A 12,997-nucleotide genomic window follows, 5' to 3' on the forward strand; every position below is an offset into this window, starting at 1 on the left:
GTTCAGGCGCACCGCACCTCCTCCTTCCAGGAGATGTGGAACGAGCTGCTCCCCATCGGCCGGCACCCCGACTCCCACGGCTACCGGCGCTTCGCCTGGACCGGGGCCGACGGTGAGTGCCGGGCCTGGTTCAAGCAGCAGGCCGAGTCGCGCGGGCTGACCTACGAGCTCGACCGGAACGGCAACCAGTGGGCCTGGCTCGGCGACCCCACCGCCGGGGACGCCGTGGTCACCGGCTCGCATCTCGACTCCGTGCCCGACGGCGGCGCCTTCGACGGCCCCCTCGGCGTGGTGTCCTCCTTCGCAGCGCTCGACGAACTCCGCTCCCGGCGAGCCGAGTTCACCAGGCCCCTCGCCGTCGTCAACTTCGGTGACGAGGAGGGCGCCCGCTTCGGGCTCGCCTGCGTCGGCTCCCGGCTCACCGCCGGGCAGCTCACCGTCGAGCAGGCGCACCGGCTCACCGACGGCGAGGGCGTCACCCTCCCGCGGGCCATGGAGGCCGCCGGCTACGACCCCGACGGCATCGGAGCCGACCCGGAGCGGCTCGCCCGCGTCGGCGCCTTCGTCGAGCTGCACGTCGAGCAGGGGCGGGCACTGGACCTCAGCGGCGACCAGGTCGGCATCGCCAGTGCCATCTGGCCGCACGGGCGCTGGCGGTTCGACTTCCGGGGCGAGGCCAACCACGCCGGCACCACCCGTCTCGTGGACCGGCGCGACCCGATGCTGTCGTACGCCGAGACCGTGCTCGTCGCCCGCCGCGAGGCCGAACTCGCCGGTGCCGTCGCCACCTTCGGCAAGATCTCCGTCGAGCCGAACGGCGTCAACGCCATCCCCTCCCTGGTGCGCGGCTGGCTCGACTCCCGCGCCGCCGACCAGGGGAGCCTGGACCAGGTGGTCGGCGGGATCGAGAAGGCGGCCCGCGCGTACGCGGAGGCGCACGGCATCGACCTCGACGTCGTCCGGGAGTCCTTCACGCCCGTCGTCGAGTTCGACCATGCCCTGCGCGACGAACTCGCCCGCATCCTCGGCAAGGACCGGGACCCGGGCCTGACCGTCCCCGTCCTCGGTACCGGGGCCGGACACGACGCCGGGATCCTCTCCGGGAGCATCCCGACCGCCATGCTGTTCGTGCGCAACCCCACGGGCGTCTCGCACTCCCCGGCGGAGTCCGCCGCCGAGGACGACTGCGTGGCCGGGGTCCTCGCGCTCGCCGACGTACTGGAAGGGCTGGCCTGCCGGTGACACCGAAGACCTACTGGCTGGAGCACGCCTGGCTCGACACCCACGTCGAGCCGGGCGTCGCCATGGACGTACACGACGGCCGCATCACCGCCGTCCGCACGGACACCGGCACCCCGCCCCCCGGCGCCGAGATCCTGCGCGGACTCACCCTGCCGGGGCTGGCGAACGCCCACTCGCACGCCTTCCACCGGGCCCTGCGCGGCACCGTCCAGGTCGGCTCCGGGACCTTCTGGACCTGGCGCGAGGTCATGTACTCGGTCGCCGACAAGCTGACCCCCGAGACCTACCACGCGCTCGCCCGCGCGGTGTACGCCGAGATGGCGCTGGCCGGGATCACGAGCGTCGGTGAGTTCCACTACGTCCACCACGCCCCCGGCGGCACCCGCTACGCCGACCCCAACGCCATGGGCGAGGCGCTGATCGAGGCCGCCGCCGAAGCCGGAATCCGCATCACCCTCCTCGACACCGCCTACCTCTCCTCCGGCTTCGGACAGCCCCCCACCAGCCACCAGCTCCGCTTCTCCGACGGCACGGCCGAGGAGTGGGCCGCACGCTGTTCAGTTCTCAAGGACCGGGATCACGCGAGGATCGGAGCGGCGATCCACTCCGTACGGGCCGTGCCCGCCGACCAGTTGGCGACCGTGGCGCGCTGGGCCGAGGAGCGGCGGGCCCCGCTCCACGTGCACCTGTCCGAGCAGACCGCCGAGAACGACGCCTGCCGCGCGGCGCACGGCCGCACCCCGACCGAACTGCTCGCCGAGCATGGAGTCCTCGGGCGGCGCACCACCGGCGTGCACAACACCCACCTCACCGACGAGGACATCGCCCTGCTCGGCGACAGCGGCACCGGCACCTGCATGTGCCCGACCACCGAGCGGGACCTCGCGGACGGCATCGGCCCGGCCGTCGCCCTCCAGAACGAGGGCTCACCGCTCTCCCTCGGCTCCGACAGCCACGCCGTGATCGACCTCCTCGAAGAGGCCCGCGCGATGGAGCTGAACGAGCGCCTGCGCACCCGCACCCGGGGTCACTGGACGGCGGCGGCCCTCCTGCGGGCGGCCTCCGCCGACGGCCACGCGGCCCTCGGCTGGGACGACGCCGGCACCCTGGAGCCGGGCGCGCTCGCCGACTTCACCACCATCGCCCTCGACTCGGTCAGGACGGCAGGCCCGCTTCCGCGGCTCGGGGCCGAGACGGCCGTATTCGCCGCGTCGGCGGCAGATGTGACCCACACGGTCGTGGGCGGCCGGCACGTGGTGCGGGACGGGGCGCACGCCCTCGTACCGGATGTGCCGAAAGCCCTCGCGGACGCCGTCGCAGCCCTGCGCGGATGAACCCCGGGAACCCCGACACCGAACCCGCCCCCACCGCCGACCAGGCCACCGAGGACGCCATGAGCAATGCGACGAACGTCAGCCCCGCCCACTCGGCGAGCACCGCGAGCACACTCATCACCAACATCGCCGCCCTGGTCACCAACGACCCCTCCCTCGGTGACGGATCCCCCCTCGGACTGGTCCACGACGCGGCGGTCGCCATCGAGGGCGACCGCGTCGTGTGGACCGGTGATCAAAGCAAAGCACCCGCCACTGACAATCGGGTCGACGCGGGCGGCCGGGCGGTCCTGCCCGGCTTCGTCGACTCCCACAGCCACCTCGTCTTCGCGGGCGACCGCACCCAGGAGTTCAACGCCCGCATGTCCGGCCGGGCCTACAGCGCCGGCGGCATCCGTACGACGGTCGCGGCGACGCGGGCGGCCAGCGACGCGGAACTCGAACGGAACCTCACCCGCTACCTCGCCGAGGCCCTGCGCCAGGGCACCACGACCTTCGAGACCAAGTCCGGCTACGGGCTCACCACCCACGACGAGTCCCGCGCCCTGCGCATCGCCGCCGCGCACACCGACGAGGTCACCTACCTCGGCGCCCACATCGTCCCGCCGGACCACGCCGACGACCCGGCGGCCTACGTGGCTCTGGTCACCGGCGAGATGCTGGACGCCTGTGCCCCGTACGCCCGTTGGATCGACGTCTTCTGCGAGAAGGGCGCCTTCGACGGCGACCAGGCCCGCGCGATCCTCGCGGCGGGCAAGGCGAAGGGCCTGCACCCCCGCATCCACGCCAACCAGCTCTCCTACGGCCCGGGCGTGCAGCTCGCCGTCGAACTGGACGCGGCCAGCGCCGACCACTGCACCCACCTCACCGACGCCGACGTGGACGCCCTGGCGAACAGCCGTACGGTCGCCACGCTGCTGCCCGGCGCGGAGTTCTCCACCCGCGCCGAGTGGCCGGACGCCCGCCGCCTGCTGGACGCCGGCGCCACCGTGGCCCTGTCCACCGACTGCAACCCGGGCTCCTCGTTCACCTCCTCCGTCCCCTTCTGCGTCGCCCTCGCGGTACGCGACATGGGGATGACCCCGGACGAGGCGGTCTGGTCGGCCACGGCGGGCGGGGCGGCGGCCCTGCGCCGCGAGGACATCGGCCGCCTCACCCCGGGCGCCCGCGCCGACCTGATCCTCCTGGACGCCCCCAGCCACGTGCACCTGGCGTACCGGCCGGGGGTGCCGCTGGTGAGCGGGGTGTGGCGGCGGGGCGTACGCGTGGTCTGACGGCGTCGGCCGCCCCCTGCGACACGCCTACGACGCCCCCGCCCGCCACCGCTGCTCCGCACCCCCCGTCAGCGGCTCCAGCGTCAGCCGGCCGCCGCCCCCCGGCGTCACCGCCGTCGCGATCGCGATCGCCGGGCGGATCACCCCGTCGGGGTCGACCGTGAAGCGGAGGTTGTCGCCGTTGTCGCCCTCGACCGAGTCGCACGACCAGATGCCGAGGCCCTTGTCGACGTCACCGCGGCTGTCCAGGCAGAAGTCGGGGTCGGCGGCGGACCGGACGACACCGCGGCCGGTGTCGACGCTCCAGCGCTGGGAGGCGGCCGAGGTGCAGGGGGCGGCGACGACGTCCGTGCCGTTGTCGAAGTCACCGGAGACGTCCAGGCAGCGGGCCGTGGAGAGGTTCACCACCTGGGCGTAGGAGCCGCCGGGCGCGCGGAACGGGGGCGGGCTCGTCCTGCGGGGCGGGGGCGAGCTCTTCGACACGGAGGCGGAGGGCGACGGCGGTCTGCTCGTGGCGGACAGGGACGGGGAGGGAGAGGGCGAGGGGCCGGAGGACGGTGAGACCGTCGTCGTCACCGTCACCTGGGGTGGATCCGGCAGCGCGGTGCCTCCCCTGTCGGAGGCCGAGTCGCCGCCCTGTGACACCAGGAACAGCAGCAGGGGCGCCAGCGCCACGCCGAGGGCCGCCGACGCCAGCACGAGCCGCCGCGGCCGCGCCCGGATCCCGAGCGGCCCACGAGACACCGCCCGCCGCCCGGGCCCGACCGCACCCGAGCCGTGTCCCGCCCGCGCGCCACGCGAACCCTGCCCCGCCCCCACCGCGCGTGAGCCGCGCCCCGCCCCCGGGTCTCCACCGGCCCTGCGCCCGCCCGCACGACGTCCCGGCCCCGACCCGCCGAAGCCACGCCCGGTCCCGTCCGCGCCAACCGCCGCCCCCGGTTCACCCGACCCGTCACCGAATCCGGGCTCGTCGTAGCCGTCGTCCCGTCCCCCTCCCGGGACCGCCGCCACATACCTCACCCCGCCCCACGGCAGCAGCCCCTCCGCCAGGGTCGCCCGCGGAGCGTCCCGGAGGGCGCACTGTTCCTCGTACGCCGTCGTGCAGTGCGGGCAGTGCGCCATGTGGGTGTGCAGGTCGGTGCTGGCGCGGGGGGTGTCCGGGCGTACCGACTCCTCGATGAGGCGGCGGAAGTCCGTGCAGCGCGGGTCGTCCGAGGCGGCGAGGCGCAGCCGCAGGCAGGCCTGGGCCAGGGCGTGCAGGGCGCCCTCGGTGCCGTAGACGACATCCGTGCGGGTCAGGCCCAGGTGGTCGGCGGTGCGGGACTCCGGTTCGGCCTCCACCAGGGCGTACCAGACCAGGCCCTGGGCGCGGGCCGGCAGGGTGTCGAAGGCGGCGAGCAGGGGAGGCACGGGGCCCTCGGGCGCCCCCGTGGTCAGGAGCAGCAGGACGCTCGGGTCCAGGCCGCCCGACCGCTCGTCCCGCGCCCACGCGGCCGCCGAACGGGCCGTCAGCAGCAGGAGCCGGTGGCGCCAGGGGCCGCCGGGGTCGACCCCGCGGGCCGTCTCCCGGGCCGCGAGGGTGAAGGCCTGGGCGGCCAGCTGCCGGGCCGCGCTCTCGCCGGCCGTGCACAGGCGGGCGTAGGCCAGGACAGCGGACCGGTGGCGGGCGCGCAGCTCCAGCAGGGCCGCGTACGCCGTGGCCGTCTCGGCGCGCAGCAACTCGGTGAGCCGGGCGTCGGACGCGCCGCTGTGATCCCCGGCGCGCACACCGTCCCCCGCCCCGTCGGCACGCGCCATTGCGCACCCTCCTCCTGACGTACCGGCCAGTCTGTGAGCGACCATAGTGAGGGAAGTGGACCCTTGGGGAAAGGGTTTCTCCGAGTAACCGTTGGTCGTCCGGAACGCACGGTGCCCGGTGTCCCACCGGACACCGGGCACACGCGCAGGTCAGTGATGCCGACGCGTCACTCCTCGACGGTCAGGCCCTTGCGAAGCTTCACCAGGGTCCGCGACAGCAGCCGGGAGACGTGCATCTGGGAGATCCCGAGTTCCTCGCCGATCTCCGACTGGGTCATGCCCGCGACGAAGCGCAGCGAGAGGATCGTGCGGTCCCGGGACGGCAGTTCGGCGATCAGGGGCTTCAGGGACTCGACGTACTCGATGCCCTCGATCCCGTGGTCCTCGTAGCCGATCCGGTCGGCCAGCGCGCCCTCGGAGTCGTCCTCCTCGGGCTGGGCGTCCAGGGAGGAGGCGGTGTAGGCGTTGGACGCGGCCATGCCTTCCACGACCTCGTCCCGCGACAGTCCGAGGCGCTCGGCGAGCTCGGCCACGGTGGGGGCGCGGTCGAGCTGCTGGGCCAGTTCGTCGCCGGCCTTGGCGAGGTCGAGCCGGAGTTCCTGCAGGCGCCGCGGCACCCGCACCGACCAGGACGTGTCCCGGAAGAAGCGCTTGATCTCGCCCACGATGGTTGGCATCGCGAAAGTGGGGAACTCCACTCCGCGACTCAGTTCGAAGCGGTCGATCGCCTTGATCAGGCCGATGGTGCCGACCTGGATGATGTCCTCCATCGGCTCACTGCGGGAGCGGAACCGGGAGGCGGCGAACTTGACCAGGGCGAGGTTCAGTTCGACGAGCGTGTTGCGGACGTACGAATACTCGTGCGTGCCCTCCTCCAGCGACTCCAGCCGCGCGAAGAGGGTCTTGGAGAGGGCTCGCGCATCCACGGCTCCCACCTCTTCGAAGGGCGGGATCTCCGGAAGCCCGGCGAGCACATCGCCTTCGCTGTCCTGCTCGATGGGATTCAGATGTTCCGGGGGGGATGTCGACGTCGCCTGATGGGTATGCGAGGCGTCGAGCCGGGGTGACATGATGTCCTCCATCGTTCTCGGCATATGGCTGCCGGAGCCAGTTCGTGCACTGCGGTGTGCGGCGCCTCCAAAGCCGGCCGTGTCGAGTTCGTGTCTCTACTAGCCCTACCCGGTTTCCCGACACGACCGCAAGTGTGTTCTGTGCGGTTATGTCCGTTTGCGTGCGATTGTTCGGGTGTCGGAGGGTGTGGAGAAGGCGTAGTGTTCGAGGGCGTCATCAGCAGCCACGACGTCGGGAGAGAGAGACGGCATGGACCGCGGGACGGTCGGCAGCGCACAGTCTGGCCGGCTTCTGGTTGAGGTGCGGCAAGAGGGCTCCAGTGCCGTCGTGACTCCAGCAGGTGAGTTGGATCACCACACGGCCGATTTGTTGCGTGAGCCACTCGAGGAGTGCCTCGCCAAAGGAAAGAGCCGGCTGGTCGTCGACTGCACACGGCTGGAGTTCTGTGACTCCACCGGACTGAATGTGCTGCTGGGGGCACGGCTGAAGGCCGAGGCGGCGGGGGGTGGCGTACATCTTGCGGGCATGCTGCCGGTCGTGGCGCGGGTCTTCGAGATCACGGGGGCCGATGCGGTCTTCGCCGTGCACGACACGCTGGACGAGGCCCTGGCTGACGAGACCGACGACTGAGACGCGCGCCGGGTGGTGGCCTGTGGGCCCCCGCTCGTACCCGTTCGTCCCGGCCGACCGGCACTCATCGGGTGTCACACCGCGCGTGCCGGACATACGTCCCGAATAGAGGGGTGTTCCACCGGTCCGCTCGGGCAGGAGACATCCGTACTGACTGTTCGGTGAGCGACCATGCAGTGACGTTTTGAATCGTGAACCGGTGAATCGGTGAGGTGAAGCGCTGATGAGCACCACCCGGCCCTACCCGCCGGGCGACCGTGACCCGGAGCCCGACGCTTCCGCCGAGGTGCCGGAAGGGCAGCAGATCCGTCGGCTGAGCTTCGACGGTGCGAGTGCCGTCGTTCCGCTCGCGCGCGACTTCACCCGGGAGGCGTTGTACGCGTGGGGCTGGCTGCCGGCCGCGACGGCGGACCAGCGGGCGGCCGCGGAGGACGTCCTGCTCGTGGTGTCGGAGCTGGTGACCAACGCGTGCCTGCACGCCGAGGGGCCGGACCGGTTGTGGATCTCCTGCGACCGCAAGGTCATCCGGGTCGAGGTCTCCGACAAGGGCGCGGGCCAGCCGGCCCCCCGCTCCCCGCACCGGGCCGGACGGCCCGGGGGGCACGGGATGTTCATCGTGCAGCGCCTCTGCCTCGACTGGGGAGTCGTACGCAGCCCGGGCGAGGCCGGCAAGACGGTCTGGGCGGAACTGGGCGCCCCGGCCTGACCCCGGCGTGCCCTGACCCCGCACCGGCCTGACCCGTGCGCGGTCGGCGCCGTCGCACCCGCCGCAGCTCACCTGCCCTCAACGCTCACCCCACCCCGACGGCCGCGACACGAACCACCGGGCCACCTTCACCGCCTCACCGGACCTGCCGGCCCGGTCGCCGCGCGGCTTTCGGCCGCTTGGCCCACCCGGCCATCCCGCGTTCACCTTGCTCGCCTGCCGGCCCGCAGCCGGGCTGGACCCGGCCTACCTCCCCCGCCCAGCACGCACCCCGGTCGGCGTTCGGCCCGCGCGGCCGCTCGCCCGCCCCGGGTGCGCCTCCGCTCACGCGTCCGGGTCCCCCGGCCATCGCCCGTCCGCTCGCCCCGGTCGGTGGTCAACCCGCTCGGCCGCTCGGCTGCCGCGTTCCCCCAGCTCACCCAGTCGGCAACTGCCCTCGCCCCGCCCGCTCGCCCTGGTCGGCGTGCATCCCGCTCGGCCGCTCGGCGTTCGCCTCCCCTCACCCGCTCGTCGCGCAGCCCCGCTCGGCCGTTCGCCCCACCCGGGCGCTCTGCCTTTCCCCTCGGCTCACCCACTGGGCACCCGCCCCCACCCCACGAGCCCAGACCCTCGGCGTCACTCCCGCTCGCCCCCGGCCCACACCCTTGGCTCACCCACCCGGCTGCCCCGCGCTCACCCCGCCCCGCCCCCTCTCCCCGCCCCCCAAGCCGTCCCCCACAGTTCCGACACTTCCTTTCTCTTCCTTCCTCCGGTGGCCCGGCGTACCTTGACGGCCGATCTGATGTGCCGTCAGGAAACGAGTAAGGGGAGCGGAACCGTGTCGTACCCGAAACGAACCGCCGCGCTCGCGTCCGTCGCGGCTCTGGCCGGCTCGGCGGTGCTGATGACCGCCCCCGCTGCCCGTGCCGAGGTCGTGAACGTCAACTACCAGTGCAAGACGCCGATCGGCGACAAGAGCGCCGTCTCGCCCATCGACATCAAGGGCGTCAAGAGCGGCGGCGGATACAAGATCACCATGTCCTGGCAGAAGGGCGTCTCCTCCAGCCCGGTCGACCTCGGCAAGGGCGCGATGAACCCGAGCGCCACCATCAGGCTCGGCGGCGCGGACAGCGGCACGATGAACGTGACGGGCCCGGCCAACCAGGCCGTCGTCCCCGCCAACACGCCCATCAAGATCAACGACCTGACCGGGACGTACACCCCGAAGAAGTCCGGCAAGGTCACCTTCACCGCGGGCGTCCTCACCATCAAGGCGCTCGGTACGACCACCACCTGCACGCCGACCAACAGCCCCGGCGCCTCGCTCACCCTGGACGTCACCGCCGCCTCCGGCTCCACCGGCGGTACCGGTTCCACCGACGGCGGCACCCAGAGCGACAGCGGCACCGGCGCAGCCCTCCCGCAGACCGGCCCCGAGGACTCCGCGATCGCCCTCGGCACGCTCGGCGGCACCGTGCTGCTCGCGGGCGCGGCGGGCGCGTTGTGGCTCACCCGGCGCAACCAGGCGGCCCGCGCGCACCGCTGACCCCGCCACGCGGCCGCCCCGGGGTCATCGCCCCCCGGCCACCGCCTCCCGACGAGGCGCCGCGCGCCGCCCCTCCCTCGCTGGAGCCGCCCATGCCGTCGCCCGTCGCCCGGGTCCTGCCCCTGGCCCTCTCCCTGCCCCTGCTGGTCCTGCTGGGGCCCGCCCCCGTGGCCCGCGCCGCCGACGGATGGTCCCTCGCGCCCACCGGGGGTGGCCGGCCCGCCTGCTACGCCGAGGGCGCGCCCGGGACGGCCGTCCAGGACACGGTGTCCGTGACCAACCGGGGCAGCCGGCCGGTCACCGTACGGCTGTCCGGCGCCACCTTCGCGCGCGCCTCCGTCCGGGTCCCGCCCCGCACCCGCGCCGACGTCCCCTTCACGGTGACCGTCCCGGACCGCGACCGCAGCACCCGGATCGTCGCGCGGGACGACACCGGCGGCACCCGGAGCGTCCCGCTCCACCTCCGCTCGACCGCCCCCGAACTGACCGCGCTGACCGTCGAGCACGTCTCGGTCCACGCCGACCGCATCACCTACGACCTCGTCAACCGCGGTACGACCCCGCTCACCCCGCGAGTCGCCGTGCGCGCCGACGGCGTCCTCGGCACCCTCCTCGACCGCGCCCCCCGCACCCTGCCCGTCCGGCTCCCGCCCGGTGAACGCCTGAAGCTCACCGAGCCGTGGCCGGACCCACCCGCCCTGGACGCGGTCGACGTCCGGCTCACGGTGACCGCGGCCGGCGGTGCCCACGACACGGCCGGCGCGTCCGCGCGGTTCGTGCCCTGGAACGGGGTCGCGGGGACCGCGGCGGCGCTGGCGGCCGGGGGCGCCTGCTTCGTCGTACGGCATCGAAGGCGTCGTACGACCGACCGCGCGCCCGCCGAAGTCCCGCGCGGGGAAGCCGAGTTGACGGGAGCGACGACGTGAACCGGAAGCTTCGGGCCGCGGTCCTCGTGGCGGTGCTCGCGCTGCTGCTCGCGCCCCTCGCCGGAACCGGGGCCGAAACCGCGACCGCGGCCGACCGGCCGAGTGTGAAGCTGTCCAAGTCCCAGGCGGGGACCGGGGGTTCGATCACCGTGAGCGGCAGCGGCTGGCGGGAGCGGACGCTGCTGATGATCCTGATCTGCGGACAGGCCGTGCCCTCGCGCGGGGTGCCCGGGGGCACCAACTCCTGTGCCAACGCGGACGGCCGGGCCGTCACCACCGACGCGAAGGGCGGCTTCAGCAGGAAACTGCCCGTGTCCGAGCCGCCGGTGCCCTGCCCCTGCGTGGTGCACGTGGCCACGGTGACCGGTGCCAAGGCCGAGGCCGACGCGATCTTCCAGGTGGCCGGGCACGCCGTGGAGCCGCTGCCCGCGGACACCTCCGGCGGGCGGCTGTCCGTCCTCACCGACACCGGCCTGGACGGCTCCAGCGGCCTGCTGACCTGGTTCGGGGCACCTCCCGCCCGCACCCTCGTCTTCACCGTCGGCAACGTCGGCACCTCCGACGTCAAGAACCCCGTCTTCCAAGTCGGCACCTCCCACGGCGTGTTCGCCCCGCAGTGGGACGAACAGCAGTGGCGCGGCACGATCAGGCCCGGCGGCAAGGCGCGGATCGAACTGCCCGTCGAGCTCTCGGGCGGGGCGCACGGCGACTACACCGTGTCCCTGAAGTACGGCGGCAAGGTGCTCGCCGAGCAGCCCTGGGGCGTGGGCCGGCCCTGGGGCGTGACGCTGTTCTGGATCCTGGTCTGCCTGGTCGTGCCGGCGGCACTGTTCCGCATCGGCATGGCCGTCGTGGACCGGCTGCGGCCGCGGCCCGCCGGAGGGATCCGGCACCGCGGTCTGCGCCTGCCCGAACTCGCCCTGCGCCTGCCGGGGTTCAAGCCCTCCACGGCCGCGCACGCGGCGCCCCCCGCTTCCACCCTGCCGTGGTTCACCCCGGACGCCGATCCGGGCACGGCCGGTGGTCGGCTCTCCGCACCGCACGACGACAGCCCGACGAGTCCCACGACTCCCACCAGAGAGGGATCCACGTGACATTGCGAAGGAGAGTCCCACCGGCCGGCGGGCCGAGAAGAGCGGGCGCGGCCGGTGCGGCCCTCGCGCTGGTCGGGGCGGGCGTGGTGCTCGGCCTCGCCGCCGGGCCGGCCCAGGCCGCGGAGGTGTCGTTCGCGACCCGCTGTGTGCCGCCCGCGGGCATCGGACTCGACCCCGTCGAGGGCACCACCAAGGTCGAGATCACCGCGCCGGCGACGGCGAAGGTCGGCGACGAGATCGACGTGGTGTGGAAGTTCACCCAGGCCGCGTCGAAGAACCCGAACATCATCGACCTGCCCGCGAACTCGGTCCAGCCGACGGGCACGCTGAAGGCCGCCGGTGCGCAGAGCGTCGACATCGCCATGACCGGGCCGCGCGAGAACCCCGCCATCCCCAAGGGCGGCGACATGGTGCTGTCCGATATGAAGGGCACCCTGAAGCTGACGGCGGCCGGGGAGCTCACGCTGACACCGGGCGCGTACACGGTGAACGCGATGGGCACGAACACGGTGTGCACGCCGACGGCGACCGTGCCGACGGCGGCGACGCTGACCGTGGCGGCGGGCGACGGGACCTCGACGCCCACCCCGGACCCGACGGACACCGGCACCCCCACCCCGACGCCCACCGACACCGGGAGCCCGGATCCCAGCCCCACGCCCAGCGACACGGAGTCCTCGGACGACGGCCAGACCGACTTCACCGGCAAGGCGGTCGCCATCCCCTACACCTGCCAGTCACCCCTCGGCGAGAAGAAGGCGACCTCCGAGATCCAGATCAACGCCAAGAAGGACGGCGGTAGTTACGGCATCACCGTGCAGTTCAAGAACTCCCCGATGGACAGCCCGGCCGACATCCCCGCGGACTCCGTGAAGCCCTCCATGGAGGTCACCCTGGGCGGCGCCGACAGCGGCTCGGTCCATGTCGAGGGGCCCACCAACTCCGCGCCCATCAAGTCCGGCGACCCGATCGAGATCCCCGACATGACGGGCACGTACAAGCCGGGGGCGACGGGGGAGTCGACGCTGTCGCCGGGTGTCCTGACGATCAAGGCCCTGGGTACGACGACCACCTGCAAGCCGGACAAGACGGAGGCCTCCCTCACCCTCACCACGGAGGAACAGGAGGGCGGCGCGTCCGGCGGGACTTCAGGCTCGGGCGGCACATCAGGCACCGGCGGCTCCTCGACGAGCGGCGGCCTGGCGGCGACGGGCGCCGACGACCACGCGGCCCTGAAGGCACTGGGTCTGGTGGCGGGCACGGCGGTACTGCTGGGAGGTGCGGTGTTCACGTTCATGCCTGGGAGAAGAGCGCGCTGAGCCACTCAGGGGCGCGGGGAACCGCGCACAGCACACGAAACGACGGGGCCGCCGGAACCCACCTGGATTCCAACGGCCC

The 12,997-nt window shown here is 73.4% G+C and carries 11 protein-coding genes; 9 read left to right on the forward strand and 2 right to left on the reverse strand.

Annotation, left to right across the window (positions count from 1 at the left end; translation table 11 throughout):
- Positions 1-33: 33 nt before the first annotated feature.
- The 3 genes from OHN19_RS25815 to hutI are packed head-to-tail and all read left to right on the forward strand — an operon-like array spanning position 34 to position 3,850.
- On the forward strand, positions 34-1,242 hold the full coding sequence (locus OHN19_RS25815; RefSeq protein ID WP_330269710.1) for an allantoate amidohydrolase: 1,209 nt from the start codon (positions 34-36) through the stop codon (positions 1,240-1,242).
- Positions 1,239-2,576: a formimidoylglutamate deiminase gene (locus OHN19_RS25820; protein ID WP_330266475.1), complete on the forward strand. Its 1,338-nt coding sequence runs from the start codon at positions 1,239-1,241 to the stop codon at positions 2,574-2,576. The genes OHN19_RS25815 and OHN19_RS25820 overlap by 4 nt, the downstream gene beginning before the upstream one ends.
- Positions 2,573-3,850, forward strand: a complete 1,278-nt coding sequence (hutI, locus tag OHN19_RS25825) for an imidazolonepropionase (RefSeq protein ID WP_330266476.1) — start codon at positions 2,573-2,575, stop codon at positions 3,848-3,850. Before OHN19_RS25820 ends, hutI begins: the two co-directional genes overlap by 4 nt.
- Positions 3,851-3,877: 27 nt before the next feature.
- Here hutI and OHN19_RS25830 read toward each other — a convergent pair whose 3' ends face one another.
- Positions 3,878-5,647 (reverse strand): RICIN domain-containing protein, encoded by a 1,770-nt coding sequence (locus OHN19_RS25830; RefSeq protein ID WP_330266477.1) that lies wholly within the window; start codon positions 5,645-5,647, stop codon positions 3,878-3,880.
- A gap of 167 nt (positions 5,648-5,814) precedes the next feature.
- A complete protein-coding gene (locus OHN19_RS25835; RefSeq protein ID WP_330266478.1) occupies positions 5,815-6,717 on the reverse strand; it encodes an RNA polymerase sigma factor SigF in 903 nt (300 codons plus the stop codon).
- A gap of 250 nt (positions 6,718-6,967) precedes the next feature.
- Here OHN19_RS25835 and OHN19_RS25840 point away from each other — a divergent pair, with 250 nt between their 5' ends.
- From OHN19_RS25840 to OHN19_RS25865, 6 genes are all read left to right on the forward strand, one after another.
- Complete coding sequence (locus OHN19_RS25840; protein ID WP_330266479.1) at positions 6,968-7,348, forward strand: STAS domain-containing protein; 381 nt, start codon at positions 6,968-6,970, stop codon at positions 7,346-7,348.
- A gap of 223 nt (positions 7,349-7,571) precedes the next feature.
- Positions 7,572-8,054, forward strand: coding sequence for an ATP-binding protein (locus tag OHN19_RS25845; RefSeq protein WP_330266480.1), 483 nt, complete (start codon positions 7,572-7,574; stop codon positions 8,052-8,054).
- 817 nt (positions 8,055-8,871) lie between these two features.
- Positions 8,872-9,579 (forward strand): LPXTG cell wall anchor domain-containing protein, encoded by a 708-nt coding sequence (locus OHN19_RS25850; protein ID WP_330266481.1) that lies wholly within the window; start codon positions 8,872-8,874, stop codon positions 9,577-9,579.
- 92 nt (positions 9,580-9,671) lie between these two features.
- On the forward strand, positions 9,672-10,505 hold the full coding sequence (locus tag OHN19_RS25855) for a hypothetical protein (protein WP_330266482.1): 834 nt from the start codon (positions 9,672-9,674) through the stop codon (positions 10,503-10,505).
- Entirely contained in the window at positions 10,502-11,599 is a 1,098-nt protein-coding gene (locus OHN19_RS25860; RefSeq protein WP_330266483.1) for a hypothetical protein, read from the forward strand. Before OHN19_RS25855 ends, OHN19_RS25860 begins: the two co-directional genes overlap by 4 nt.
- Complete coding sequence (locus OHN19_RS25865) at positions 11,596-12,918, forward strand: hypothetical protein (RefSeq protein WP_330266484.1); 1,323 nt, start codon at positions 11,596-11,598, stop codon at positions 12,916-12,918. The genes OHN19_RS25860 and OHN19_RS25865 overlap by 4 nt, the downstream gene beginning before the upstream one ends.
- Positions 12,919-12,997: the final 79 nt, after the last annotated feature.

Origin of the sequence: Streptomyces griseorubiginosus, from assembly GCF_036345115.1 — a bacterium.
GTDB lineage: Bacteria > Actinomycetota > Actinomycetes > Streptomycetales > Streptomycetaceae > Streptomyces > Streptomyces griseorubiginosus_C.

Excerpts from the sequence above, each read along its gene's own strand:
- OHN19_RS25855 (WP_330266482.1), top strand. The coding sequence starts at position 9,672 with ATGCCGTCGCCCGTCGCCCGGGTCCTGCCCCTGGCCCTCTCCCTGCCC.
- OHN19_RS25830 (WP_330266477.1), bottom strand. The coding sequence starts at position 5,647 with ATGGCGCGTGCCGACGGGGCGGGGGACGGTGTGCGCGCCGGGGATCAC.
- OHN19_RS25835 (WP_330266478.1), bottom strand. The coding sequence starts at position 6,717 with ATGTCACCCCGGCTCGACGCCTCGCATACCCATCAGGCGACGTCGACA.
- OHN19_RS25845 (WP_330266480.1), top strand. The coding sequence starts at position 7,572 with ATGAGCACCACCCGGCCCTACCCGCCGGGCGACCGTGACCCGGAGCCC.
- OHN19_RS25840 (WP_330266479.1), top strand. The coding sequence starts at position 6,968 with ATGGACCGCGGGACGGTCGGCAGCGCACAGTCTGGCCGGCTTCTGGTT.
- OHN19_RS25815 (WP_330269710.1), top strand. The coding sequence starts at position 34 with ATGTGGAACGAGCTGCTCCCCATCGGCCGGCACCCCGACTCCCACGGC.
- hutI (WP_330266476.1), top strand. The coding sequence starts at position 2,573 with ATGAACCCCGGGAACCCCGACACCGAACCCGCCCCCACCGCCGACCAG.